We start from the raw sequence: 24,478 nt of genomic DNA, 5'->3' as shown, positions 1-24,478 counted from the left end.
AAGTGCCGCGGGCTCAGCCCCGTCCGGGACCGTCCTGACCCGGGCGCCGCCGCCGCAGGTACCGCTCGAACTCGGCCGCGATCTTGTCCCCGCTCACGTCGTCCAGCGTGAACTCGGTCTCCGCGTCACCGCGCTCCTCGAGCCCCCGGACGTACTCGCTGATCTCTTCGTCCTCTTCGGCCATCTCGGTGACCGTCCGCTGCCACTCCTCGGCCTGCTCGGGAAGCGCGCCGAGCGGGATCTCGACGTCGAGGACGTCCTCGAGTTTGTGCAGCAGCGCGAGGGTGGCCTTGGGCGACGGCGGGTGCGAGACGTAGTGCGGCACGGCCGCCCAGATCGACACCGCCGGAACCCCCGCCTGCACGCAGTAGTCCTGCAGGACACCGACGATGCCGGTCGGCCCCTGGTAGTTGTTCAGCTCCAGGCCGAACTGCGAAGCGGTGTCCTTGTCGTACGCCGTCCCGGTGACCGGGACGGGCCGGGTGTGCGCGGTGTCGGCCAGGAGCGCGCCGAGGGTGACGACGGTGGCGACGTCGAGTTGCTGGATGTACTCCAGCAGTTCGGCGCAAAAGGCACGCCAGCGCATATTCGGTTCGGGTCCCTGGACCAGCACGATGTCCCTGCTGATGCCCTCCGGGCGGCACACCGAGAGCCGCGTGGTCGGCCAGTCGACCCTCCGGGTGACTCCGTCCACCATGCGTACGGTCGGTCTGCTGACCTGGAAGTCGTAGTACTCGTCAGGACTCAGCTCGCTCAGCGGGGTCGCATCCCAGTTGAGCTGGAGATGCTCGACCGCCCGGCTGGCCGCGTCACCTGCGTCGTTCCATCCTTCGAAGGCGACGATCATGATCGGCTTTGTGTCATCCGGTTGGTCGCGGCCGGGCCGCTGGGTCTCGTCGACGGGCTCACTCACCGGACCAGCCTACGACCAGGCGGCCGTGCGCCGTTGGGCATGTCCGATGGCGTTTCGTCGCGACGAAACGCGCGGAGCCGACGCAATACGACATTTCGGGCAACAACCGCGGCGCCGACGTGAATCCGTCTCGGCTACGGTGGGTCCCGGAAGGTCCATCCGATCGTGAGGGGGAGCCGTGACCGAACCGTCCACACCGGACGGACTCGCCGCCGTGCTGTGGGATATGGATGGCACGCTGGTCGACTCGGAGAAGCTGTGGGACGTCGCGCTCTACGAGGCCGTCGAAACCCTCGGCGGCACACTGACCGAGGAACAGCGCCTGAGTCTCGTCGGATCCAATATGGACGACACGGCCGCGTTCCTGCTCGAAGTGTGCGCCAAGCCCGTCACCTCGGAGTCGATCGCGGAGATGGGGGAGTGGATCCGCGCGCGCACGGCCAATCTCTTCGACGGCCCGCTTCCGTGGCGCCCCGGCGCGCAGGAGCTGCTCGAACTGTTGCGGGTCAACGGCGTCCCGATGGCGCTGGTCACCTCCACCGAACGGTCGCTGACCGAACTCGCCCTCAACACCATCGGCCGCGAGTACTTCGCCGCCACCGTCTGCGGTGACGAAGTCGATGGTCTGAACAAGCCGGACGCCAGGCCATATCAGCTGGCCACGGAATTGCTGGGAGTACCGGCTTCCCGGTGCGTCGCGATCGAGGATTCCCCGCCGGGCGCGGCTTCCGCGGCCGCGGCGGGCTGCACGGTGGTGGTGATCCCGAACGACGTCGACGTCGAACCGGGAGAGCGGCGCGTGTTCCGTTCCTCGCTGGTCGGTCTCGACGTGCCCGCGCTGACCGCGCTCCTGCCCTGACCGCCATGTCGCATTTCCGCTAGACCGCGGCCCGTGCGGTCGGTGATGCTGACCGGGTGCATGAGGATTTCGAGCGCTGTGTCCGCGCGGTCCAGGCGAAGGACGCCCGGTTCGACGGCTGGTTCTTCACCGCCGTCCTGACGACGCGGATCTACTGCCGGGCGAGCTGCCCGGTCGTCCCGCCCAAACCGGAGAACATGACGTTCTATCCGAGCGCGGCCGCCGCGCAGGAGGCCGGATTCCGCGCCTGCAAACGGTGCCGTCCGGACGCCAGCCCAGGTTCACCGCGGTGGAACGAGCGCGCGGATCTGGTGGCCAGAGCGATGCGGCTGATCGCCGACGGCGTCGTCGACACCGACGGGGTCAGCGGCCTGGCCGCGCGGCTCGGCTACAGCGTCCGGCAGGTGGAGCGGCATGTGCGTGCCGAACTGGGCGCGGGTCCGCTCGGCCTCGCCCGTGCGCAACGGGCGCAGACGGCGCGGTTGCTGATCGAGACGACCGGCCTGTCGATGATCGACGTCGCCCTCGCGGCGGGGTTCGGCAGCGTCCGCACGTTCAACGACACCGTCCGCGAGGTCTTCGCGTTGTCTCCGACCGAACTGCGGGCCCGGGGCCGCACCGAACCGTCGACCGCGCCCGGGACGCTGAACCTGCGCCTGCCGTATCGGAAGCCGCTGTTCCCGGACAACCTCTTCGGCCATTTGGTCGCGACCGGTGTCCCCGGCGTCGAGGAATGGCGCGACGGCGCGTATCGCCGGACGCTGCGGCTCCCGCACGGCCCTGCCGTCGTCGCCCTCAAACCGGAGGACGGCTACATCGGCTGCCGTCTCACGCTGTCGGACCTGCGTGACCTCTCGACCGCGATCAGCCGCTGCCGCCGCCTGCTCGATCTCGACGCCGACCCGGTCGCGGTCGACGACGCGCTGGCCGCCGACCGGCTACTCGGGCCGCTCGTGGCCGCCGCACCCGGCAGGCGGGTGCCGAGGACGGTCGACGGCGACGAATTCGCCGTCCGGGCCGTGCTGGGTCAGCAGGTGTCCACCGCCGCCGCCCGCACCCACGCCGCCCGGCTGGTCCTCGCGCACGGCGAACCCGTCGACGATCCGGACGGTGGCCTCACCCACGTGTTCCCGGACGCCGCCGCGCTCGCGGAGATCGACCCGGAAAGCCTCGGGATGCCGCAGAGCCGCAAGCGGACCCTGCTCGGCCTCATCGCCGAACTGAATGCCGGCGGACTCGACCTCAGCGCGGGAAGTGACTGGCAGCAGGCCCGGGAGAGGCTGCACGCGCTGCCCGGCTTCGGCCCGTGGACCGTCGAGAGCATCGCGATGCGTTCGCTCGGCGACCCGGACGCCTTCCTCCCGACCGACCTCGGCGTCAAGATCGCCGCGAAGGGGCTCGGGCTCGGCCCGGCCGCGTTCGCCGCGCACGCCGAACACTGGCGCCCGTGGCGCGCCTACGCCGTTCAGCACCTCTGGGCGACCGGAGATCACCCGATCAACCGGCTGCCCGCCGCCTGAGTTCGAGGAGCGCCATGCGCACGCACACCGTCATCGACAGCCCGTACGACAAGCTGACCCTGGTCGCGGACGGCGAAAGCCTCTGCGGCCTGTACATGGTCCAGCAGCGGCACCGTCCGGTCGAGGAGAGCTTCGGCCATCCAGATCCGGGCTCGTCGATCTTCGTCGACACCGAGAAGCAGCTGAAGGAGTACTTCGCCGGCCAGCGGAAGGACTTCGATCTCCCGCTGAGCTTCGGCGGCACCGCGTTCCAGCAGATGGTCTGGGAAGGGCTGCTCGGGATCCCGTATGGCGAGACGGTCTCCTACGGTCAGCTCGCCGACCGGCTCGGCAGGCCGACCGCGTCGCGCGCGGTCGGGCTCGCGAACGGGAAGAACCCGATCAGCATCATCGTGCCGTGTCACCGCGTGATCGGCTCCAACGGCGATCTCACCGGTTATGGCGGCGGTGTCGAACGGAAGCGGCACCTGCTCGACTTCGAACGCGGCGGCTCGGTGCTGTTCTGAGAGCCTGTTGGCGGAGCTGCGGAGGGCCTCGTGCACCGCGCATAACGCGGAACCCGCCCGGCCGAAGGCCCCGCTATCGCGGTGGCAGGGCGCCGTGAGCGCCCGTAGGACGGGTTTCTACCAGGTCGCGCTCTGCCGACGTCGATCGCGGACGCGGGTTCACCAATACCGAAGTGTGACGCGACCGGCACCACACCGGCCCGGGGCAGCGCGACGCGGGCGCGGATGGAAGGATCTCCAGACTGTGAAGACCTTCGATGAGCTGTTCGCCGAGCTTGCCGAGCGCGTCCGTACGCGCCCCGACGGTTCCGGCACCGTCGCCGCGCTGGACGCGGGAGTGCACGCCCAGGGCAAGAAGGTGCTCGAAGAGGCGGGCGAAGTGTGGATCGCCGCCGAGCACGAATCCGACGACAGGCTCGCTGAGGAGATTTCACAGCTGCTGTACCGCGTACAGGTGCTCATGCTCGGCCGAGGACTGTCGACAGAGGACGTGTACCGGTACCTGTGACGCGTTCGCGTCCGGAGAACCAAGGAGAGACAATGCTGCGTGTCGCCGTGCCGAACAAGGGAGCCCTCGCCGCCGCCGCGTCGGAGATGCTCGGAGAGGCCGGCTACCGCAAGCGACATGAGGCCCGCGACCTGACCGTGCTGGACACGGTCAACGAGGTCGAGTTCTTCTTCTTGCGCCCCAAGGACATCGCGATCTACGTCGGATCCGGCGAGCTGGATCTCGGCATCACCGGCCGCGACCTCGCGCTCGACTCCGGTGCCCCGGTCGAGGAGATCCTCGGCCTCGGCTTCGGCGGTTCCACTTTCCGGTACGCCGCACCCGCGGGCCGGGACTGGAAGGCCGAGGACCTGCAGGGCAAGCGGCTCGCGACGTCGTACCCGCGGCTCGTCCGCGAGAACCTGAAGCAGCACGGGGTCGAGGCGGAGGTCATCCGCCTCGACGGCGCCGTCGAGATCTCGATCCAGCTCGGCGTGGCTGACGCCATCGCGGACGTCGTCGAGTCCGGACGTTCGTTGCGCCAGCACAACCTCGTCGCCTTCGGGGACCCGATCTGCGTGTCGGAGGCGGTGCTGCTGCAGCGCGCGGGCACCGAGCGCACCCGGCCCAAGGACCAGCTGAAGGCGCGGTTGCAGGGTGTCGTCTTCGCCCAGCACTACATGATGCTGGACTACGACTGCCCGCGTCCGCTGCTCGACGCGGCCATCGCGATCACGCCGGGTCTCGAGTCGCCGACCGTCGCGCCGCTGGCGGACGAAGACTGGGTGGCCGTGCGGGCGATGGTGCCGCGCAAGGAGGTCAACCGGATCATGGACGAACTCGCCGAAACCGGCGCCAAGGCCGTGCTGGCTTCGGACATCCGGGCCTGCCGCCTCTGACCCCCGGTCGCAGACGCCATGAAAGGTCCTTTCCTTGCAAATTTTGCAAGGAAAGGACCTTTCATGGCGTTGGTCAGCGGGGCCGGTTCGGCTTCTTGGGCATGAGGTCGTAGAGCTTCTTGCGCGTCCCGTTGTCTTTCGCGCTGCGGGTCACCGACACCTCGGTGATGAAATCCTCGAAGACGAAGTCCTCGTCCGCGGGCACGATCGTCGCGGCCGGATTGTTCCGCAGGTAGCCGTCCAGTGTCTCCGCGATCTCCCGGAACGACAGCGCCTGCAAGGTTTCCGGCGCGTACGTCGTCACGGGCACACCGTGCGCCGCGGCCTCGTTCATCACGACGCCGAGCGGCACGTGCGACAGCATCGGGATCCCGAACGTGTACAGCTCCTGCAACGCCGCCGCCGCGTAGTGCGAGATCGGGCGGCGGTACAGGCCCGGCACGAGGCCGTAGTAGGCGATCGGCGGACGGCCGACGGTCTGTTCGACGTAACGCACCTGGTCCGAAAGCAGGCGCAGCGCGCGAATGCTCGTCCGGTCCGGCTGCACCGGCACGAGGATCCCGTGCGAAGCGGCCAGCGCGTTGTTGGTCAGCACGTCGAGCGCGGGCGGGCAGTCGATGATGACGTGGTCGTAGTTCGCGAACTGGATGACCCTGGCCAGCTGCCAGCCAGGGACGCGGAACTGGTCCAGCCGCCGGATCAGGTCGAACATGCCCGGCGACGTCGGGATGACGTCGAACGCCCCGCCCCGCCCGAGGTTGCTGCGCGGATGCCGTACGGCGAGCTCCTCGATCGGTCCCTTCCACACCTTGGTCAGGGCTTTCGCCAGGCTGGGCATGTTCGGAGCCACCTCGTCCAGCCCGAGGAGTTCGGTGGTCGCGTGGCCCTGTGGGTCGAGGTCGATCAGCAGCACCCGGCGGCCGCGTTCGGCCAGTGCGGCCGCCGCGCCCACGCTGAGTGAGGTCTTGCCGACCCCGCCTTTCTGGTTGACCACCGAGGTGATCTGCATGCCGAAGCGCTCCCTGCGTCTGTTGTTCCGGGAAGGCTATTGGAAACGGGCTCGGAAAGCGCGTCTATCAGCCCGCCTGTCGCGGCCGCACCAGCAACGCCTGGGCCCCCGAAGCGATCGGGCCGGAGGCGTCGTGCAGGGTGGTCGTCGCCGTGCCGATCCCGTTCGGGCCGACCAGCGTGGCCGCGTCGACGCCGATCCAGTCGCCCAGCGGCGGACGGCGTAGGTGCACCGTCAGCTCCGAGTTGATGAACCACCACTCGCGCGGGTCGAGGAAGTTCGAGATCCCGTTGCCGGAGTCCGCCAGGACGAACAGCCGCTGCAGCGCGCTCGGCTTTTCCCCGTCGACGAGGGCGACACGCTGGCGGCCCCAGACGGTCGCCGGCCCGGGCGTGTCCAGCGCGCCGCTGATCCGCCGCCATTCGACGGCGTCGAGGTAGCCGCCGTGCCAGCTTTCCGGCCAGCTCGACGCGGGCAGGCCGTCCGGCGACGGCAGCGGGGGACCTTCGGGAGTGGCCACCGCGGTGGTGTCCGAAGTCGCGATCCGCCACGCCGCGGCACGGGCGACGACTCGCTCACCGTGGGAGAGCTCGGCCTCCAGCCACTCGACCGACCGGCCCGGTCGCTTCACCGAAGCTCGCACCGAAAGCTCTTTGAGCGGCGCGGGACCGAGGATCTCGACCGTCACTCGCGCCAGCTGGCTCGCGTGCGGCGCGTCGAGCTCTTCGAGCGCGCGGACCAGCAGCGCCGAGGGCGGCCCGAAGTGCTGTGCGTCCGGCGTCCACGGGCCGGCGGTGTGCGGGGTCGGGAGGAAGACGCCGTCGCCTGACGGCACGTAGAAGGCTTCTGTCACAAAGGCACCCTAGGCCGTGTCCGGTGAGTCCGTTCGCGGTCTCGCCGGACACCGCCTAATCCGCACGGTCCAAAACGGACTCTTCACCGGGGTCCGGCTCCGGCCAGCCGGGATACGGCGGGGGAGTGCCGCCGTACTGCGGGCAGAGCGCCTGGTGATCGCACCACGCGCACAGTTTGCTCGGATTGGGCCGGAAATCGCCGGTCTTGCCCGCTTTGAGGATCGCTTGCCAGATCGCTTCCAGCGTGCGCTCGAAGCGGATCAGCTCGCCCTCGTCGGGCGTGTAGGCCAGGGACTGCCCGTCGGTGAGGTACATCAGTTTCAGCTGGCGCGGCACGACACCGCGAAGTCGCCAGAGGACCACGGCGTAGAACTTCATCTGGAACATCGCCTTGGCCTCGCCGATTTCGCGGGGCGCGGCGCCGGTCTTGTAGTCGACGACGCGGATCTCGCCGGTCGGCGCCACGTCCAGCCTGTCGACGTAGCCCCGGAGCAGGACCCCGGAGCCCAGCTCGATCTCGACGTGCAGCTCGCACGCTTCGGGCTCCAGCCGACGCGGATCCTCGAGGCCGAAGTAGGTGTCGACCAGTTGCTCCGCCGAGGAGAGCCACGAGGTGACGGCCTCGGGATCCTCCTGGTCGAACAGCTCGATCCACTCCGGACGTTCCGCGGACAGGTCCTCCCACGCCGGCGCGAGCAGCTCCTTGGCCTGCGGCGGCGTGCGATCGGCCTGGGGAAGGGAGAACAGCCGCTCCAGCACGGAATGCACCAGCGTGCCGCGGAGCTGGGCCTTCGTCGGGATCTCGGGGAGTCTGTCGACCGCGCGGAAGCGGTAGAGCAGCGGGCACTGTTTGAAGTCGCTGGCACGCGACGGGGACAGGGCCGGCCGACGGCGCGGGACTTCGGCGCCGGGCGGCGGATCGGCGGTGACCGTGTCGGTGTCGGGCATGGGGTGAGCGTATCGCCGGGCACCGACAGTTTCGGGACCGCAACGCACCGGAGCGGCATGACCGACACCACCCGGACGGGAAGGGCGGGTTACCGGCACCCCACACCTGGGCATCTACGCTCTCGTCCATGGCGGTGACGGGTGAGCAGGGCCCGCCTCGACGAGGCGTGGCACCAGAGGGCGGGCTCCTGCTGTTCCGCGTCTCCGGGATCCCCGTGCTGCTGGCCCCTTCGTGGTGGATCGGCTCCCTGATCATCGTGGTGCTCTACACGCCGCTGGTCGAACGGTTCCTGCCCGGAGCGACGACACTGACCTCCTGGCTGCTGGCGGCCGCGTTCGCGGTCCTTCTCGGACTTTCGGTGCTCGCGCACGAACTCGGGCACTGCCTGGTCGCGCTGCGCCTCGGCATCCCGGTCCGGCGGCTGCGCCTGTTCCTGCTCGGCGGACTCTCCGAGGTCGCCAGGACACCTCGCCAGCCGCGGCAGGAAGGGCTCGTCGCCGCCGCGGGTCCGGTGGTTTCGTTGCTGCTCGGTGGTTTCTGCGCGCTGCTCATGTTCGCCGTCCCGCCGGAAAGCGCGGCATGGCTGCTCATCGCCGAATGCGCCGTCGCGAACTTCGCCGTCGGGATCTTCAACCTCCTTCCCGGGCTCCCGCTCGACGGCGGCAGGCTGGTCCGCGCCGGGGTCTGGGCGGCTACGGGTCACCGGGAGAAGGGCACGCGGGCGGCGGTCGTCGGTGGCGGCGTCGTCGCGGCGGGACTGGTCGTCTGGGCGCTGTGGGGGCTGGCCGCGGGCAGCGAAGACCGCTGGCTCCGGCTCGGTGTCTGCGTCGTGACGGCATGGTTCGTGATCCTCGGCGCACGAAGCGAACTCGCCGCCGAAACACGTCGAGGCTGGCCCGAAGGCGTGCGGTTGAGCGAACTCGTCCGGCCCGTTCTCCAGCTTCCCGCGGAAAGCCCCGTCTCGGACGCTCTGGCCGCTTCTGCGGGCCGTGGGGTGGTCCTGGTGCGTGCCGACGGCGTCGCGGCCGGGCTGCTCGACGAGACGGCCGCCGCGCAACTGGCCGGGACGTCACCACACGCTCCCGCGGAGATGGCGGCGGAACCGATCCGCGCCGACACGGTGCTGCTTTCCTCGGAGTCGGGGGAGGAGATCGCCGAGCGGGTCCGGGAAACCGCCGCGTGGCAGTTCCTCGTCGTTGACGACGAAGGCAGGCCCGCGGGAGTGCTCCGGCGCGAGGACCTGCGTGCCGCGATGACCCGGAGCCGACCCCCGGCGTAGCGCGGTGCGGCCACCTGCGAGGATCGGTCGTCCCGTTCGAGGCACTCTTTCCCGCCGCGGACGCATGGGCTCAGCAGTTGTTCGCGCGCGTGTGGAGGTTCAGTGTCGGTCCGTGGGCCGTTTCGTATTGGTGACCGGGTTCAGCTGACCGACTCCAAGGGGCGGCACTACACCATGGTCCTCGCCGAGGGGCAGCAGTATCACACCCATCGCGGCGCGCTGGCGCACGACGACGTGATCGGAGCGCAGGAGGGTTCGGTCGTCACCTCGGCGGGCGGCAGCCACTATCTGGCGCTTCGCCCGCTGCTTCCGGACTATGTGTTGTCGATGCCGCGTGGCGCGCAGGTGATCTACCCGAAGGACGCCGCGCAGATCGTGATGTGGGGCGACATCTTCCCGGGAGCACGGGTGCTCGAGGCGGGTGCCGGCTCCGGCGCGCTGACCTGTTCGCTGCTGCGGGCGGTCGGTGCGGAAGGAACCGTGCAGTCCTACGAGATCCGGGACGACCACGCCGAACACGCCGAGCGGAACGTCGAAAAGTTCTTCGGCCACAAACCGGACAACTGGTCGCTCACGGTCGCGGACCTGTCGACGCACACCGGCGAGGTCGACCGGGTCGTCCTCGACATGCTGGCGCCATGGGACCAGCTCGAGACGGTCGCCGCGCATCTGGTGCCCGGAGGCGTGCTGACGGTTTATGTGGCGACAGTCACACAGCTTTCGCGGATCACGGAAGCCTTGCGGGACCAGCAGTGCTGGACCGAGCCGGAATCGTGGGAGACCCTCATGCGGCCCTGGCACGTCGTGAGCCTCGCGGTGCGGCCGGATCACCGGATGGTCGCGCACACCGCGTTCCTGCTGACGGCGCGCCGTCTGGCCGACGGGACCGTGTCGCCTCGGGTCCACCGCCGCTCCGGCAAGGGCTGACCCTCGGGTTGTGCTTGCGGGGCCGTGAAGGCCCCGCAAGACCCGGCATCGGCGCGATGTCAGGGCACGCACCACTCGCCGTCGCGTTTCTTGAGCGGGAACGGCGTGTCCTTCTGGCCGCCCGCGCCCTCGACGTGCACGGTCACGGTCGCGGAGTCGCCCTTTACCGCGGGCGGGTCGGGGACGGTCGCCGAAACCTTGCCCGCCGCTTCCCACTTCCGCTTGAGCTCGGCCAGATCGGCCGAGGACTGCTGGACGCAGGTGAGCTTGCCGAACGCCGTCGCGTCGTGGTTGACGATGGCCGCGGCGATCGCCTTGCCGACGACCTCGACGGCGGCCACGTCCGGATCCACCGGGACCGGACGGGACGAACTCGGCTGTGGTGAGGGCGTGACGGTGCTCGACGCGGCCGGGTCGGAGCCGGATGGGGCCACCAGCAGCAGCCCCACCACGACCCCGGCCACGACCGCGCCACAAACCGCGGCGGCGGCGGTCAGCTTGTGGCTCACCGTCACCGGTGGGTCACTTCTTGTCGGCCTTGATGTCCTTGAGGCACCACAGTTCCGACTCCTTGGCCGCGGTGATGGTGCCTTCCGCCGTCTTGGTGCCCTGGGTCGCGCGGTAACGGCCGGTCGCCCGGTCGCCGCTTTCCTTGGCGGGCTCGGTGATCTCGAGCTTGATGGGGTCGAGCGGCTTGCCCTCGTCCTTGGTGTTCTCGCTTCGGCAGATCAGGTCGAGGAACGCCTTCTTGTCGCCCGCGCTGTAGGAGGTCGCCGCGCTTTCGAAGACCTCTTGAGGCGTGGCTTTCCCGCCGGGCGCCGGACCGGAGCTCTTGGTCGCCGACGTGCTCGGCGAGCTGGACTTGCTCCGGGTCGAGCTCGGCTTCTGTGACGACGAGGACGGAGCCTCCGACGGGGCCGCGCTGCTGGCGGGCGGCGCGGCGGTCGGGTTGTCGTCACCGGAGTTCAGCGCGATGACGAGGGCGGTGACACCACCGCCGACCAGCACGACCGCACCGATCGCGATGCCGACGATCAGGCCCGTCTTCTTTTTCTTGGGCGGCTCGCCTCCGTAACCGCCGCCTTCCTGCGGGTACGCGTTGTAGCCGCCCTGCTGGCCATAGGGATCCGGCTGGCCGAACTGCTGCGTGCCGCCCGGGTATCCCTGCTGGGGCTGTGGTCCGCTCTGCGGGTAGCCACCTTGCTGCTGGCCGTACGGGTCCTGGCCGTACTGGCCACCTCCGGGGTATCCCTGCTGCGGCTGGGGGCCGCTCTGCGGGTACCCGCCCTGCTGGCCGTACGGATCTTGTCCGTAGCCGCCGGGCTGCTGCGGCGGGTAAGTCATGGCTGTTGCCCCCTAGCTGTTCTGCGAAAATGCTCAACACGACGCGCCGGTCGACCTCCCCGGCGAACGTCGCTCGATGCTAGCCATCGACCCGGATCGCCGCTCGATTAGGGCCGAACTGAGACCGGAAACCCGTTTGCACCCGGACGGAGCCGGGTATTCCGCCGCAGGTCAGGGTAGGTGGACGGATTGTGACCATGGGAGTGTCCGACCCGGCACCGGGATGGCCCCTTGCGCGTGGTGAAGGTACGTGCTGCGGGATCGTCCGGAACGCGACGCGCCGATCTTGTGATGCGGAAAGGCCTTTTATTGTCGGTGATCGCCGGTACCGTGGAATGAAAAGCACTCCGAGGAGGTGCCCGATGCATCATGACCTTCCCGGAGGTCGGCGCGAGGAGGCCGACCCTTCAGAAACGACCGGAGCCGAGATCACGTCCGACGAGCAGGCACGTCAAGTTCGCTTCCTCGAGGAGGAAGTCGCCCTGCTGCGCCGGAAGCTCACCGATTCGCCACGTCAGAACCGAGTGCTGGAGCAGCGACTCGCCGAGGCGTCGGAACGAGTGAGCCAACTCACGGAACGCAACACGAAACTGGTCGAGACGCTCCGCGAGGCGCGTGGCCAGTTGCTCGCGTTGCGGGAGGAGGTCGACAGGCTGGCCCAGCCTCCGAGCGGTTACGGCGTGTTCGTGACCGCGTACGAGGACAACACGGTGGACGTGTTCACCGCGGGCCGCAAGATGCGGGTCTCGGTCTCACCAGCGGTCGAGGTGTCATCGCTGCAGCGCGGACAGGCGTTGCGGCTCAACGAGGCGCTCACCGTCGTCGAAGGCGGCGACTTCGAGCGGATCGGCGAGGTCTGCGCGTTGCGCGAGGTGCTGGCCCCGGACGTCGAGGGCGGCAGCCTCCGTGCGCTCGTGGTCGGGCACGCGGACGAGGAGCGGGTCGTCCTGCTCTCCGATCCGCTGGCCGAACAGCCCCTCAAACCGGGCGATTCCCTGCTGGTCGACTCGAAAGCCGGCTATGCCTACGAGCGCGTGCCGAAGGCGGAGGTCGAGGATCTCGTGCTGGAGGAGGTGCCCGACGTCCAATACGAGGACATCGGTGGCCTCACCCGGCAGATCGAGCAGATCCGTGACGCCGTCGAGCTTCCGTTCCTGCACGCGGATCTCTACCAGGAGTACCAATTGCGGCCGCCGAAGGGCGTGCTGCTCTACGGGCCTCCTGGCTGCGGTAAGACCCTCATCGCCAAGGCAGTGGCCAACTCGCTCGCCAAGAAGGTCGCGGAAGCCCGCGGTGACAAGGCGGACGGGAAGTCCTACTTCCTGAACATCAAGGGTCCGGAGCTGCTGAACAAGTTCGTCGGGGAGACCGAGCGGCATATCCGCCTGATCTTCCAGCGGGCTCGGGAAAAGGCCTCAGAAGGCACCCCGGTGATCGTGTTCTTCGACGAGATGGACTCGATCTTCCGCACCCGCGGTTCGGGCGTGTCCTCCGACGTGGAGACCACGATCGTCCCGCAGCTGCTCTCGGAGATCGACGGTGTCGAGGGCCTGGAGAACGTCATCGTCATCGGCGCCTCCAACCGTGAAGACATGATCGACCCGGCGATCCTGCGGCCGGGCCGGCTCGACGTCAAGATCAAGATCGAGCGTCCGGACGCCGAAGGCGCGAAGGACATCTTCTCCAAGTACCTGTCCGATGGCCTGCCGATCCACGCGGACGACCTCGCCGAGTTCGGCGGGGACCGCAGGGCGACGTTCGACGCGATGATCCAGCACACGGTCGAGCGGATGTACGAGGAGACGGACGAGAACCGGTTCCTCGAGGTCACCTATGCCAACGGTGACAAGGAAGTCCTGTACTTCCGCGACTTCAACTCGGGCGCGATGATCCAGAACATCGTGGACCGGGCGAAGAAGTCGGCGATCAAGTCGGTGCTGGAGACCCAGCAGCCCGGCCTGCGCGTGCAGCATCTGCTGGACGCGATAGTCGACGAGTTCGCGGAGAACGAGGACCTGCCCAACACCACCAACCCGGACGACTGGGCCCGGATCTCCGGCAAGAAGGGTGAGCGGATCGTCTACATCCGCACGCTCGTCACCGGCAAGAACCAGGATTCGGGGCGGGCGATCGACACCGCCACGAACACCGGTCAGTACCTGTAGAGGGCAAGCCGAAAGGGCCCTTCGCCGCAGCGCTTGCGGTGAAGGGCCCTTTCGCGTCACACGGGGACGGGTTCCTGGACCTTCTTGCGCACGCTCAGCCGCCCGTGTGCGGCCAGGATGCCGAGGACGACGAGCAGTGCGCCGACAGGCTGGTTCCACGCCAAGGGTTCGTCGAGGACCAGGACACCGAGCAGTACACCGACGACAGGTGTGAGGTAAGTCACGGCAGACGCGTTCGACGCGCCCCACGCCGCGATGATCGACGCGTTCCAGGCGTAGGCGAGCCCGGTGCCCAGCGCGCCGAGGGCGATCATGCTGAGGACGATCGGCGTGTCGAGGCGCACCGGCGTCGTCGCGATGAACGGTGCGAGCAGCAGCATCACGACGGCACCGCAGCAAACCTGCCCGAGTGCGATCGTCGGCGCGTCGAGATTCCGCCAGGAGATGAACCGTCGCACGTAGACGAACGAGATCCCGTAACAGGTCGTCGCGCCGAGGCACGCCAGTTGTGCGGTCAGTTCGTGGGAGACGTCGATCCCTTGCCAGACCCCGACGATGGTGAGCACGCCGAGGAAGCCGAGGATCAGGCCGGCCGTCCGGGCCTTCGTGAACCGTTCCGACGGCAGAGCCGCGGCGGCGATGAGCATGGTGATCAGCGGGGTCGTCGCGTTGAAGATGCTGGCGAGTCCGGACGAGATGTACTGCTCGGCCCAGGAGAACAGGAGGAACGGGATCACGCACAGCAGCACGGAAACCACCGCGAGATGGCCCCAGAGCGCCGGATCACGGGGGAGTGGCTTGCGGCGCCAAGCGGCGATGGCGATCAGGGCCACCGCGCCGAGGCAGACGCGCGAGAGCGCCACCTGAGCGGGCGACAGGCCGGTGAGGCCGACCTTGATGAACAGAAAACTCGCGCCCCACACGATCGCGAGTGCCGCGAACCGGATCGCGATACTGAAACGTCCCAATTGTCCTTCTCCCGAGTTCGCGTCTTCCGGCTCAGTGAATCGGGAATCCACTGTGTACTCCAGCGGTTTTCGGACGACGTGTCCCACATCTCCGCGTGGCGGTCCCGCACGCCGTGCGTATAACGACCTATACTCATCGGCCGTGAGCGAATCCGCTGGGCGCCCGCGCGCGCCGATCACCGAGGCCGATGTCCTGGCGTGGCTGGAAACGACGGCGGCCGCCGTACGAGCGGGGGAGGTGAGCGCCCCGGAACTCATCGAGATCCTGGGGGAGCTGCGCCGTGCCTCCGCGGCCTGCGCCGACGCCTCCGACTGGGCACTGCTCGCCGCCAGGGAGGAAGGCGCCAGCCTCCGTCAGATCGCGCCCGTCTTCGGCAAGGGTTACGTTCGAGCCCCGGCGGCCCGCCTCGAAAAGCTCCATCGGCAGGCGCAGAACTCGAGCCAGTGGCTCGCGATCCTCCGCCACAAGAACGAAGGAGCCCGGTGACAGCCTCGGAAACCCACGTCGGCGACCGGATCGCCGTCGGACTGGCGGCGCTCGGCAGGCCCGCGTACATCAACCTCGGCCCGGCCGACGCGCTGCCGCCCGGACGCGGGTTCGAGGCGATGCGCGCGGCGACCTACGACGTACTGGACGACGCGTACCGCGCGGGCGTCCGGTGGATCGATGTCGCCCGTTCGTATGGTTCCTCGGAGGAGTTCCTCGCCGGTTGGCTCGCCGATCGCGCCCCCGCGGACGTGACGGTGTCGAGCAAATGGGGCTACCGCTACGTAGGGGAGTGGAAGCTCGACGCGGAGGTGCACGAGGTCAAGGAGCACACCGCGGCGCGGTTCGGCGAGCAGTGGGCGGAAACCGTTGACCTGCTGGGTAAAGCGGTCTCGCTCTACCAGGTCCACTCGCTCACTGTGGACAGTCCGCTGTTCGATGACGACCGGTTGATCGGCGCGCTGGCCGAACTCGCCGCCGACGGTGTCCCGGTGGGGTTCTCCACCTCCGGCCCCGCGCAGGCCGACGCGGTCCGCCGGGCGTTCGAGCTGGAGGTCTCCGGAACGCCGGTCTTCAGTGCCGTGCAGTCGACGTGGAACCTGCTCGAACCCTCCGTCGGCCCGGCGCTCGCGGAAGCGCACGCCGCCGGGAAACGGGTGCTGGTCAAGGAAACCGTCGCGAACGGACGGCTGGTGGTCGAGCCGCCGCCACCGCTCGCGCGGATCGCGCGGGAGCACGGGGCCGGTCCGGACGCGGTGGCGATCGCGGCCGTGCTGGCGCAGGACTGGCGGCCGGTCGCGGTCATCGGCCCGTCGAGTACCGCCCAGCTCGCGGAGAATCTCCTTGCCACGCAGGTGAAGCCGACCGCGGACGAACTCTCGGAGCTGGCCGCGCTCGCGGAAGAGCCGGTCGCGTACTGGCGGCATCGGTCCTGCCTCGGCTGGCATTGAGGGGCTGGACTACTCTCGCGGCAAACGTCTGGCGGGTCACTGGGGAGGCTTGAGGGTGCGTCATCGGCAGGTGCTCGCGGTGGCGACGGTCGCGCTGTTCGGTTTGTCGGGCTGCGCGGACCGCCCCAACGATCTCGACACCTATTACGACGACCCGGCGCCGACGCCCACGGTCGAACCCGCGCAGCCGTCGGTGAAGCCGCAGGCCGCGCCGGTGCCGCCGTCCTCGACACGAGCTCCGGTCCCAGCGGCGGTTTCCGCGGCGCTGCTGACCGACGAGGACGTCGTCGAGGAAGAAGTCGTTCCCGGTGAGAGCAAGGTGTCCGGCTGTCTGACCGGACTCACCCGCGCCACGAGCCGCTCGGCGACGTGGTCGTATCCGAGCGGCTCGACACTTGAGCACCAGGTCACCGAGTACACCGACCGTGACGCCTCGGACGTCGTCGCCCAGGCGGACTGCGAAGGCAAGAAGCTCACGCTGACGAAGCAAGCCGGCGTCGAGATCCAGCGTGCCTGGTGCGAGGGCACGACGTGCACGGTGTTGCTCGCCAAGGGGAAACTGGTCTCCGCCCTCAGCGTGACGGCCGGAACCGAGGCGCGGGCGACGGACGCGGCGAAGCGGCTGTTGCCGATCGTCGCGCAGCGCCTCCGTTCGGCCTAGGCCCCTTCTCGCCGGAACCACTCCAGCGCGCCGAGACGGCCGTCCGGGATGAACCGGCTCTCCGGATCGTCGAGCCACGAACGCAACTCGGCCAGTGTCAGCCAACGTCCTTCCACGACTTCGGACGGTTGGTGGACGAAGGGGCCGTCCCAGTGCGTTTCGAACGCGAAGTTGTGGCAGCGGATCGTGTCGTCGTCGGTGACATGGACGAAAAGCGGCCGCAGTTCGACTCCGTGAACACCCAGTTCTTCGGCGAGTTCCCGGCGCGCGCACTCCTCCGGTGTCTCACCCGCCGCGACGATGCCGCCCGCCCAGCAGTCCCAAGTGGAGGGATAGACGTCCTTCGTGGGAGTACGCAGGTGCACGTAAACGGAACCTCCGTCACTCGAACGGACCAACACCACGCCCGCCGCGTGCCACAGCCCCTCGGCGCGGACCCGGGACCGGGTGCCCGCTCCCACCGCGGTTCCGTCGAGGTCATAGAGCGCAACGAGTTCGTCACTGCCTGACATGGGGGGCATCGTCGCACGGCCCCGACCCCGTAGGGTGGTGGGTATGCGGCGGATCATGGGAACCGAAGTCGAGTACGGCATCGCGGTGCCGGGCGACGCGACGGCGAACCCGGTACTCACCTCGACCCAGGTCGTGCTGGCCTACGCGGCCGCGGCCGACATCCCGCGGGCGAGGCGGGCACGGTGGGACTACGAGGTGGAATCGCCACTGCGCGACGCCCGCGGGTTCGACCTGACCGGCCCGAGCGGCCCCGGGCACGATCCGGACGTCGAGGACCTCGGCGCGGCGAACGTCATCCTGACCAACGGGGCGCGGCTGTACGTCGACCACGCGCACCCGGAGTACTCGGCCCCCGAGGTGACGAACGCGCGCGACGCGGTCATCTGGGACAAGGCGGGCGAACGGGTCATGGAGGAGGCGGCGCGCAAGGCCGCCACCGTTCCCGGTCAGCCGCCTTTGCAGTTGTACAAGAACAACGTCGACGGCAAGGGCGCGAGCTACGGCACGCACGAGAACTACCTGATGCAGCGCTCGACGCCGTTCACCGCGGTGATCGCGGGGCTGACGCCGTTCTTCGCGTCCCGGCAGGTGATGACCGGTTCGGGACGGGTCGGTGTCGGGCAGCAGAGCGAGGAAGCCGGTTTCCAGCTGTCGCAGCGCTCCGACTACATCGAGGTCGAGGTCGGCCTGGAGACGACGCTCAAGCGCGGGATCATCAACACTCGCGACGAGCCGCACGCCGACGCGGACAAGTACCGTCGTCTGCACGTCATCATCGGCGACGCGAACCTGGCCGAGTACTCCACGTACCTCAAGGTCGGCACGACGGCGCTGGTGCTGGACCTGATCGAGGCGGGCATCCGGTTCGACGACCTGAAGCTGGACGAGCCGGTGCGGGCCGTGCACCAGATCAGCCACGACCCGACGCTGAAGGCGAAGGTGTCGCTGGCCAACGGGCGCAAGTACACCGGGCTGGACCTCCAGTTCGCCTATCACGAGATCGCGTCGGCGAACCTGGAGCGCACCGGCGCGGACGAGGCCTCCAAGGAGGTCCTGCGGGTCTGGGGCGAGATCCTGGACGCACTGGCGCGGGACCCCCAGGAATGCGCGGACAGGCTGGACTGGCCGGCGAAGCTGCGGTTGCTCGAGGGCTACCGCGCGCGGGACCAGCTGGCCTGGGGCGCGCCGCGGTTGCGGCTGGTCGACCTGCAGTACTCGGATGTCCGCTTGGACAAGGGCCTGTACAACAGGCTCGTCACCAGGGGTTCGATGAAGCGCCTGGTGACCGAGGAGGAGGTGCTGGAGGCGGTCACGACGCCGCCTTCGGACACCAGGGCCTATTTCCGGGGCCGCGCGCTGGAGAAGTACGCCAACTCCATCGCCGCGGCGTCCTGGGATTCGGTCATCTTCGACGTCGGCAGGGAATCGCTGGTGCGGATCCCGACGTTGGAGCCGTTGCGGGGCACGAAGGCCCACGTGGGGAAGTTGCTGGACGACTCCGCGACCGCCGAGGAGCTGGTGGAGGCGCTCACCGGTTCGGACTAGCGGGATTTCCTTTCATCGGGGTTAAGCGATCACGGATCCCACGGAATGTCGGGACCGCTGGGTAGGCTAGGAAACATCGGCCACACCGGGAGGCGAGATGGCTCAGGAAAAGATCGAAAAGCACGGCGGCGGCGACTCGGACGAAGAGTTCGAGGACGGCGGTCCGGCGGGTCAGGAACGGCGCGAGAAGCTCGGCGAGGACGTCGACACGATCCTCGACGAGATCGACGACGTGCTCGAGGAGAACGCCGAGGACTTCGTCCGCGCCTACGTGCAAAAGGGCGGCGAGTAACTCGTCTTCCGGCGGCCAGGGCGGCCGCCTGTGCGGAGCCGGCGGATCACACAGATTGGAACTTTGAGCACGTATGGAACACACCTCGGGTAAGTCGGCGCTGCCCGCCGCGTACTTCTCGTCGGCGACCTCGTCGTTCTCGGACTTCCTTCGGGCGCAGGCGCCCGAGCTGCTCCCGGAGCGGCGGGTCTCGACCGGGGCGGGTGGGCTGGACGCCCCGCACGGGACGACGATCGTCGCGGTCAAGTTCGCGGGCGGGGTGCTGATCGCCGGTGACCGGCGGGCCACGTCGGGCAATCTGATCGCTTCGCGTGACATGGAGAAGGTGCACCTCACCGACGAGTACTCGGCGGTGGGTATCGCGGGCTCTGCCGGGCTCGCGATCGAGATGGTGCGGCTGTACGCGGTCGAACTGGCGCACTACGAGAAGATCGAGGGTGTTTCGCTCTCGCTCGACGGCAAGACGAACAAGCTCGCCGGGCTGGTGAAGTCCAATCTGGAGATGGCGATGGCGGGGCTTGCCGTGCTGCCGTTGTTCGTCGGGTACGACCTCGACGCGGAGGACGCGAAGCACGCGGGCCGGATCGTCTCGTACGACGCGACCGGCGGACGTTACGAGGAGAGCGCCGGCTACCACGCCATCGGCTCGGGATCGCTGTTCGCGAAGGGCTCGCTGAAGAAGCTGTACGACCCGGACGCGGACGTCGAAGCCGCGATCCGGACGGCGGTGGAGGCGTTGTACGACGCGGCGGACGACGACACCGCGACCGGCGGCCCGGATCTGGTGCGCCGGATCTTCCCGACGATCGTGACGGTCACCGCGGAGCAGGGTGCGGTGGCGGTGCCGCTCGAGCAGACGACCGCGGTGGCCGAGGCCATCGTGGCCGCACGAGCCGAGCGCGGGCGCTAGCCCTCTCCCTGTCCCCTTCCCGATGAGAGCCCGAAAGAGCGGAGCACCACAGTGACGATGCCGTTGTACGCCTCTCCCGAGCAGCTGATGCGGGAGCGTTCCGAGATCGCGCGCAAGGGCATCGCGCGCGGCCGGAGCGTGGTCGTGCTCAAGTACCGCGGTGGCGTGCTGTTCGTGGCCGAGAACCCCTCGGCGACGTTGCACAAGGTGTCGGAGATCTACGACCGGATCGGTTTCGCGGCCGTGGGCCGCTACAGCGAGTTCGAGAACCTTCGCGTCGCCGGCATCCGGCACGCGGACCTGAAGGGCTACCAGTACGACCGGCGGGACGTCAGCGCGCGTGCGCTGGCGAACGCGTATGCCGCGACGCTGGGCAGCATCTTCACCGAGCAGCTGAAGCCGTTCGAGGTGGAGGTTTGCGTCGCCGAGGTCGGCGCGACCGCGGCCGAGGATCAGCTGTACCGGCTGACCTACGACGGTTCGATCTTCGACGAGCCGAAGTTCGTCGTGATGGGCGGTCAGGCCGACACGCTCACCACGAAGCTCAAGGACAGCTTCGAGTCCGACATGGAGCTGGAAGCGGCGCTCGGCGTCGCGGTGAAGGCGTTGCGCGCCAACACACCCACGCCCACGAACGGCGACTCGGACCCGGTGAAGCTCGAGGTCGCCGTCCTGGAGCGGGATCGGCGCGGACGTAAGTTCCGCCGGGTCGCCGGCGCCGCGCTCGACGCACTTCTGCCCCCCGAGCCGGAGGAGCCCGCGGAGGACGAAGCCGAGGGCGAGTCCAAGAAGGACTGAGTCTCAAGTACAGGAAGGCCCCCTTCCTTGCGCTGGACGCAAGGAAGGGGGCCTTCCTGCTGCTCCCGATGTGGCAGGTGCCTCCCATAGCCGAACGCCGTGAAGGCCTCCTTCCCTACCTTGAGAGTAGGGAAGGAGGCCTTCACGGCGTCAGGTCGCGTCGGTCAAGCGACCGGTTCGGCCTCAGGCGGGGCCGTTGCCCCACCACTGGCTGCGGCCACCGGCGATGAAGCTCCACAGCTGGAGCCGCGTGCCGTTGGCGGCCGAGTTGCCCTCAGCGGTCAGGTAACGGCCGCTGCTCGGGTTCTGGAAGCGGACGTAACCCTCGGGGTTGACGGTGCCGCCCCACCACTGGTTCTTGGCACCGGCGATGAAGTCCCACAGCTGGACGATGGTGCCGTTCTTGTTGATGGTGTTGAGGTCCGCGTCCAGGTAGCGGCCGCTGGCCACGTTCTGGAAGCGGGTGTAGCCCTCGGGGTTGTCGGTGATGTAGAACGCCTGGTGATCCGCGTCGAAGTTGCAGTCCCAGAGCTGCATCCTGGTGCCGTTGCGGTTGATGGTGTTCAGGTCGGCGTCCCAGCACTTGTTCGCGTCGAGCCCGGACGGGATGAGGAACATGTCCGCGTCGGCGACTCCGGCGGCCTGCGTGCGCGCGCCGGTGGAGGTGCGCTTGACCGGGATGAGCTTCATCCCGTGCACGCTGACCGTCTTGAACCCGTCGCCGGTGGGCTGCGGGGCCGCGGTGGCGGCGGGTGCGGTGACCAGGGTCAGGACACCCGCGGCGGCGGCGATGATTCCCGCCAGGCGCTTCATTTTCGTCATTTTCTTTCCCCTTTGTGGAAAGCGTTTTCTCCCAGTGAGGTGAAGGGAAAAGGCAGCCGTCGTCAGGCCGCGGCGAATCACGGCCCGAAGGCACTGCCGGTGAATCCCCCTCGTGGAAGGCTCCGCGTAAACCCCCGAGAAGCGGGCCTTCTCCGAACATCATTCAGGTCTGAACCACGGCCGTCGAGGAGATTTCCGGGAGCGGCAAAAGGGCAGTTCAGCGATGTAACGGAATGGCCTGGTTCGCGATCACACGGCGACGACTTCGAGCAAGGCGAGGGTATCCGTGCGAATCGAGCTGACGTTGCAGGACCTGACACGCGTCCGGCTCGCGCCCGAAGCGGATCCCTTGGCCGAACTGGTTTCCAGTCTTCAGATCCTGCAGCGGCGCGACGCAGGCTCGGCGTTGTTCAACCGGTGGCGGCACCGTGTCCGGCTCGGGCTGATGGAGTCGGCTTCGGTGCTGCTGTGGTTGTGCCGGCCGTACGCGCCGATTCCGGCGTTTCTCGTTCCGGAAGCCGACGAAGCCGGTTTGGAGGCGGGGCTCGCGGAGATCGCCCGGACCGACTCCGTGGGCTTGAAGGCGGCGTTGCGCGATGTCGCGGTGAACCGGGAGCTGCCCGCGTGGGCGGCCGGATTGCCGGATGGGGACACCGCCGGGCTGCCGAAGCTCGTCCAGGCGATGCAGGACTATTTCGACCTCTCGCTGGCGCCGGGATGGGAAGCGGCGCGGGCCCAGGTGGACGCGGACCGGGGGATGCGTGCGCAGCTGATGCTGAACGAAGGGGTGGACGCGGCGCTGACGAGCCTGCGGCCGCTGGTGCGCTGGTCGTCCCCGGTGCTGGAGGTCGGCGACGGGATCGTCGGCTCCTGCGGCGCGGACGGCGCGGGGCTGATGATTTCGCCGACGTACTTCGCGGTGTGCCCGGTGGTCGTCCCGGCGACGGACCGTGGACCCGTCCGGCTGCTCTACCCGTCGGTGCGGCAGGCGGCCCAATCGACCGGGTACGGCCGCGACGTACGAAGATCGCCGGACACCGCCCTGGCCGCCCTGCTCGGGCCGACCAGGGCGGCGACGTTGGCTGTTCTCGCGGTCGGCCGCAGCACGTCGGAGCTGGCCGCCCAGCTCGGCGTGAGTCCGTCGGCGGTCAGCAAGCACACCTCCGTGTTGCGGCGCGCGGGGCTGATCACCACCGAACGTGACCGCAATGCGGTGCTGCACTCGTTGACGCCGCTGGGCAGCGCCCTGCTGGGGGCTTAGAGCCGGTAGATGGTGAGCGCGCTGGGCCGCGACCGGAAGCGGAAGTCGTTGCCGAGCGGGCCGACCTCGCCGTCGGTGGCGACGCGGCGGTTGCCGTCGAGCAGCCGGACGTGCAGCTCCGGGACGTCGAGTTCCTGGTAGACGTGGCTGGCGTTGAGGCTGTTCGTGATCGTGGCGAGGATGAACCGCGCCCGCGAGTACGGCACGTCGGCCCGCAAGTAGCGGACGTCGAGGAGACCGGTGTCGAGCGCCGGGCGGCGCGAAGGCGCGAGCCCCTTCGGCGAGTAGGTGCCGTTGCCGACGAACAGCAGCCAGATGCTGGTGTGCTTGCCGTTGAGGGTCACTTCGAGCGGTTTCGCGCGCCGGAGGGTGCGGGCGAGCGCGATCGCCGCGGACGGCCACTTCGGATGCCGCTTTTGCAGCCTTTCCCGGACCCGGACCATTTCCGGGTAGCCGCCGAGACTGGCGGTGTTCACGAAGTAGCGATGGTCGTCGCCGTCGTTGATCTCGACCTCGCCGAGGTCGACGCCGACGGCGTTGCCCGCTTCGGTGGCGGCGTCCGCGTCGGGCATCGAGCGCATGCCGACGTCGCGGGCGAAGTGGTTGAGGGTGCCGGCCGGGATGAGCGCGAGCGGCAGGTCGTGGTCGGACGCGACGGCGGCCACCGCGGCGACCGTCCCGTCACCGCCGGCGACACCGAGCGCGCGCACGGTGTTGTCACGGGCGGCGATCTCGTCGCAGAGCTGCTCGCGCAGATCCCGTTTCGCGTCCGGGTACAGGATGGTGGCCTTGGGCCAGGCGAAGCGGGCTTCCTCGGTCGGGTCCTGGCCGTCGATTCCCGAATGCGGGTTGACCAGGACGAGCATGTCCTCCCCGTCGCGCATCTCCGGTGCTTCGGCGGTGTGCGCGGTGCGGCCGGGGACGTCGGGGTGCAGCGGCCACCAGTGCCGTGTCAGCAGGCCGGCGCCGATACCGATGCCGATGCCCACGCCGACGTCGCTGGGCCAGTGGACGCCCGTATGGACCCGGGAATAGGCCACGGCGGCGGCCAGTGGGACGAGTGCGGCGCCGGTCTTGGGCGATTCCATCGCGACCGCCGTGACGAAGGCCGCCGCCGACGCCGAGTGACCGGACGGGAACGACGACGAGGTCGGCCGCCGGACGAGGCGCCGGTGCATCGGCACTTCTTCGGCCGCGGGACGGCGGCGGGGGAACAGCGGCTTGCCGATCAGGTTCGCCGCGGCGCTGGCCCCGGCGATGGCCGCCACGCCGCGGAGCGCGCCCCGGCGCGTCGGCCCCTTCTTCGCCGCGAGCAGGACCGCGACACACCACCAAAGCTTGGATTTGTCCGCACTTTTGGAGAGCGAGGTGATCACGTCGTCGGCCCGCGTCCTCGGGAGCGCGGCGCTCCGGGCCATCAGCCTCCGGTCAGTCCTTCCGACCTTGCGGAAAGGGCGTTTGAGCTGCTTTAACACGGATTCACCGCTTCCGGGTCGGGACGTCATGCGCGTGATACCCGATCGGGACTTCCCGCACACCTTTCACCGAATGCAACGTACC

General features: G+C 69.0%; 26 protein-coding genes. 16 read left to right on the top strand and 10 right to left on the bottom strand.

Annotated elements, in window-relative coordinates; all coding sequences use genetic code 11:
• Positions 1 to 13: 13 nt before the first annotated feature.
• Entirely contained in the window at positions 14 to 913 is a 900-nt protein-coding gene (locus DL990_RS34660) for a PAC2 family protein (RefSeq protein WP_125789985.1), read from the bottom strand.
• Between the two features lie 178 nt (positions 914 to 1,091).
• On the opposite strand from DL990_RS34660, the gene DL990_RS34655 reads away from it, so the two are divergent.
• From DL990_RS34655 to hisG, 5 genes are all read left to right on the top strand, one after another.
• Complete coding sequence (locus DL990_RS34655) at positions 1,092 to 1,772, top strand: HAD family phosphatase (protein ID WP_125789986.1); 681 nt, start codon at positions 1,092 to 1,094, stop codon at positions 1,770 to 1,772.
• 56 nt (positions 1,773 to 1,828) lie between these two features.
• Entirely contained in the window at positions 1,829 to 3,292 is a 1,464-nt protein-coding gene (locus tag DL990_RS34650) for a DNA-3-methyladenine glycosylase 2 family protein (protein WP_125801243.1), read from the top strand.
• Between the two features lie 14 nt (positions 3,293 to 3,306).
• Entirely contained in the window at positions 3,307 to 3,798 is a 492-nt protein-coding gene (locus tag DL990_RS34645; protein WP_125801242.1) for a methylated-DNA--[protein]-cysteine S-methyltransferase, read from the top strand.
• Positions 3,799 to 4,042: 244 nt separating this feature from the next.
• Complete coding sequence (locus tag DL990_RS34640; protein ID WP_125801241.1) at positions 4,043 to 4,306, top strand: phosphoribosyl-ATP diphosphatase; 264 nt, start codon at positions 4,043 to 4,045, stop codon at positions 4,304 to 4,306.
• Between the two features lie 32 nt (positions 4,307 to 4,338).
• Positions 4,339 to 5,184: an ATP phosphoribosyltransferase gene (hisG, locus tag DL990_RS34635; protein WP_125801240.1), complete on the top strand. Its 846-nt coding sequence runs from the start codon at positions 4,339 to 4,341 to the stop codon at positions 5,182 to 5,184.
• Between the two features lie 73 nt (positions 5,185 to 5,257).
• Here hisG and DL990_RS34630 read toward each other — a convergent pair whose 3' ends face one another.
• From DL990_RS34630 to DL990_RS34620, 3 genes are all read right to left on the bottom strand, one after another.
• On the bottom strand, positions 5,258 to 6,193 hold the full coding sequence (locus tag DL990_RS34630) for a ParA family protein (RefSeq protein WP_125789990.1): 936 nt from the start codon (positions 6,191 to 6,193) through the stop codon (positions 5,258 to 5,260).
• A gap of 67 nt (positions 6,194 to 6,260) precedes the next feature.
• Positions 6,261 to 7,046 (bottom strand): thioesterase family protein, encoded by a 786-nt coding sequence (locus tag DL990_RS34625; protein WP_125789991.1) that lies wholly within the window; start codon positions 7,044 to 7,046, stop codon positions 6,261 to 6,263.
• Positions 7,047 to 7,101: 55 nt separating this feature from the next.
• On the bottom strand, positions 7,102 to 7,995 hold the full coding sequence (locus DL990_RS34620; protein ID WP_007035382.1) for a RecB family exonuclease: 894 nt from the start codon (positions 7,993 to 7,995) through the stop codon (positions 7,102 to 7,104).
• Positions 7,996 to 8,123: 128 nt separating this feature from the next.
• Here DL990_RS34620 and DL990_RS34615 point away from each other — a divergent pair, with 128 nt between their 5' ends.
• Both DL990_RS34615 and DL990_RS34610 read left to right on the top strand, forming a co-directional pair.
• Positions 8,124 to 9,275, top strand: a complete 1,152-nt coding sequence (locus DL990_RS34615) for a M50 family metallopeptidase (protein WP_125801239.1) — start codon at positions 8,124 to 8,126, stop codon at positions 9,273 to 9,275.
• A gap of 102 nt (positions 9,276 to 9,377) precedes the next feature.
• Positions 9,378 to 10,202 (top strand): tRNA (adenine-N1)-methyltransferase, encoded by an 825-nt coding sequence (locus DL990_RS34610; protein WP_125789993.1) that lies wholly within the window; start codon positions 9,378 to 9,380, stop codon positions 10,200 to 10,202.
• Positions 10,203 to 10,261: 59 nt separating this feature from the next.
• Here DL990_RS34610 and DL990_RS34605 read toward each other — a convergent pair whose 3' ends face one another.
• Positions 10,262 to 10,717 carry a hypothetical protein gene (locus DL990_RS34605; RefSeq protein WP_125789994.1) on the bottom strand — a complete coding sequence of 152 codons (456 nt, stop codon included), beginning with the start codon at positions 10,715 to 10,717 and terminating at the stop codon, positions 10,262 to 10,264.
• Positions 10,718 to 10,724: 7 nt separating this feature from the next.
• Complete coding sequence (locus DL990_RS34600) at positions 10,725 to 11,546, bottom strand: hypothetical protein (RefSeq protein ID WP_125789995.1); 822 nt, start codon at positions 11,544 to 11,546, stop codon at positions 10,725 to 10,727.
• A gap of 362 nt (positions 11,547 to 11,908) precedes the next feature.
• On the opposite strand from DL990_RS34600, the gene arc reads away from it, so the two are divergent.
• On the top strand, positions 11,909 to 13,711 hold the full coding sequence (arc, locus tag DL990_RS34595) for a proteasome ATPase (protein WP_125789996.1): 1,803 nt from the start codon (positions 11,909 to 11,911) through the stop codon (positions 13,709 to 13,711).
• Between the two features lie 56 nt (positions 13,712 to 13,767).
• Here arc and DL990_RS34590 read toward each other — a convergent pair whose 3' ends face one another.
• Positions 13,768 to 14,679 (bottom strand): DMT family transporter, encoded by a 912-nt coding sequence (locus DL990_RS34590; RefSeq protein WP_125801238.1) that lies wholly within the window; start codon positions 14,677 to 14,679, stop codon positions 13,768 to 13,770.
• A 142-nt stretch (positions 14,680 to 14,821) separates the two neighbouring features.
• Here DL990_RS34590 and DL990_RS34585 point away from each other — a divergent pair, with 142 nt between their 5' ends.
• The 3 genes from DL990_RS34585 to DL990_RS34575 are packed head-to-tail and all read left to right on the top strand — an operon-like array spanning position 14,822 to position 16,777.
• Positions 14,822 to 15,166 (top strand): hypothetical protein, encoded by a 345-nt coding sequence (locus DL990_RS34585; RefSeq protein WP_125789998.1) that lies wholly within the window; start codon positions 14,822 to 14,824, stop codon positions 15,164 to 15,166.
• On the top strand, positions 15,163 to 16,116 hold the full coding sequence (locus DL990_RS34580; protein ID WP_125789999.1) for an aldo/keto reductase: 954 nt from the start codon (positions 15,163 to 15,165) through the stop codon (positions 16,114 to 16,116). Before DL990_RS34585 ends, DL990_RS34580 begins: the two co-directional genes overlap by 4 nt.
• Positions 16,117 to 16,171: 55 nt before the next feature.
• On the top strand, positions 16,172 to 16,777 hold the full coding sequence (locus DL990_RS34575; protein ID WP_125790000.1) for a hypothetical protein: 606 nt from the start codon (positions 16,172 to 16,174) through the stop codon (positions 16,775 to 16,777).
• Here the strand turns inward: DL990_RS34575 and DL990_RS34570 are convergent.
• On the bottom strand, positions 16,774 to 17,289 hold the full coding sequence (locus DL990_RS34570) for an NUDIX hydrolase (protein ID WP_125801237.1): 516 nt from the start codon (positions 17,287 to 17,289) through the stop codon (positions 16,774 to 16,776). The two genes, DL990_RS34575 and DL990_RS34570, sit on opposite strands and share 4 nt — an antisense overlap.
• Before the next feature lie 43 nt (positions 17,290 to 17,332).
• Between DL990_RS34570 and dop the strand changes: the two genes are divergently transcribed.
• The 4 genes from dop to prcA all read left to right on the top strand — a co-directional run bounded on the left by dop (position 17,333) and on the right by prcA (position 20,835).
• The gene (dop, locus tag DL990_RS34565) at positions 17,333 to 18,835 is read left to right on the top strand and encodes a depupylase/deamidase Dop (protein WP_125790002.1); all 1,503 of its coding nucleotides are present in this window, start codon (positions 17,333 to 17,335) and stop codon (positions 18,833 to 18,835) included.
• Between the two features lie 97 nt (positions 18,836 to 18,932).
• Positions 18,933 to 19,127, top strand: a complete 195-nt coding sequence (locus DL990_RS34560) for a ubiquitin-like protein Pup (protein WP_037319666.1) — start codon at positions 18,933 to 18,935, stop codon at positions 19,125 to 19,127.
• Positions 19,128 to 19,200: 73 nt separating this feature from the next.
• Positions 19,201 to 20,037, top strand: coding sequence for a proteasome subunit beta (gene prcB, locus DL990_RS34555; protein ID WP_125790003.1), 837 nt, complete (start codon positions 19,201 to 19,203; stop codon positions 20,035 to 20,037).
• Positions 20,038 to 20,088: 51 nt separating this feature from the next.
• The gene (gene prcA, locus DL990_RS34550) at positions 20,089 to 20,835 is read left to right on the top strand and encodes a proteasome subunit alpha (RefSeq protein WP_125790004.1); all 747 of its coding nucleotides are present in this window, start codon (positions 20,089 to 20,091) and stop codon (positions 20,833 to 20,835) included.
• A gap of 183 nt (positions 20,836 to 21,018) precedes the next feature.
• On the opposite strand, the gene DL990_RS34545 is transcribed toward prcA, so the two are convergent.
• Entirely contained in the window at positions 21,019 to 21,657 is a 639-nt protein-coding gene (locus DL990_RS34545; RefSeq protein WP_125790005.1) for an RICIN domain-containing protein, read from the bottom strand.
• 286 nt (positions 21,658 to 21,943) lie between these two features.
• On the opposite strand from DL990_RS34545, the gene DL990_RS34540 reads away from it, so the two are divergent.
• Positions 21,944 to 22,918, top strand: a complete 975-nt coding sequence (locus tag DL990_RS34540) for a helix-turn-helix transcriptional regulator (RefSeq protein ID WP_125801236.1) — start codon at positions 21,944 to 21,946, stop codon at positions 22,916 to 22,918.
• On the opposite strand, the gene DL990_RS34535 is transcribed toward DL990_RS34540, so the two are convergent.
• Complete coding sequence (locus DL990_RS34535) at positions 22,915 to 24,393, bottom strand: bifunctional phosphatase PAP2/diacylglycerol kinase family protein (RefSeq protein ID WP_125801235.1); 1,479 nt, start codon at positions 24,391 to 24,393, stop codon at positions 22,915 to 22,917. The genes DL990_RS34540 and DL990_RS34535 overlap by 4 nt on opposite strands.
• Between the last annotated feature and the right edge of the window lie 85 nt (positions 24,394 to 24,478).

Source organism: Amycolatopsis sp. WAC 01416 (genome assembly GCF_003947485.1).
Lineage (GTDB): Bacteria > Actinomycetota > Actinomycetes > Mycobacteriales > Pseudonocardiaceae > Amycolatopsis.
This window is presented reverse-complemented; position numbering and strand designations above follow the sequence as displayed.

Excerpts from the sequence above, each read along its gene's own strand:
- DL990_RS34645 (WP_125801242.1), top strand. The coding sequence starts at position 3,307 with ATGCGCACGCACACCGTCATCGACAGCCCGTACGACAAGCTGACCCTG.
- hisG (WP_125801240.1), top strand. The coding sequence starts at position 4,339 with ATGCTGCGTGTCGCCGTGCCGAACAAGGGAGCCCTCGCCGCCGCCGCG.
- DL990_RS34630 (WP_125789990.1), bottom strand. The coding sequence starts at position 6,193 with ATGCAGATCACCTCGGTGGTCAACCAGAAAGGCGGGGTCGGCAAGACC.
- DL990_RS34620 (WP_007035382.1), bottom strand. The coding sequence starts at position 7,995 with ATGCCCGACACCGACACGGTCACCGCCGATCCGCCGCCCGGCGCCGAA.
- DL990_RS34615 (WP_125801239.1), top strand. The coding sequence starts at position 8,124 with ATGGCGGTGACGGGTGAGCAGGGCCCGCCTCGACGAGGCGTGGCACCA.
- DL990_RS34600 (WP_125789995.1), bottom strand. The coding sequence starts at position 11,546 with ATGACTTACCCGCCGCAGCAGCCCGGCGGCTACGGACAAGATCCGTAC.
- arc (WP_125789996.1), top strand. The coding sequence starts at position 11,909 with ATGCATCATGACCTTCCCGGAGGTCGGCGCGAGGAGGCCGACCCTTCA.
- DL990_RS34570 (WP_125801237.1), bottom strand. The coding sequence starts at position 17,289 with ATGTCAGGCAGTGACGAACTCGTTGCGCTCTATGACCTCGACGGAACC.
- dop (WP_125790002.1), top strand. The coding sequence starts at position 17,333 with ATGCGGCGGATCATGGGAACCGAAGTCGAGTACGGCATCGCGGTGCCG.
- DL990_RS34560 (WP_037319666.1), top strand. The coding sequence starts at position 18,933 with ATGGCTCAGGAAAAGATCGAAAAGCACGGCGGCGGCGACTCGGACGAA.
- prcB (WP_125790003.1), top strand. The coding sequence starts at position 19,201 with ATGGAACACACCTCGGGTAAGTCGGCGCTGCCCGCCGCGTACTTCTCG.
- DL990_RS34545 (WP_125790005.1), bottom strand. The coding sequence starts at position 21,657 with ATGACGAAAATGAAGCGCCTGGCGGGAATCATCGCCGCCGCCGCGGGT.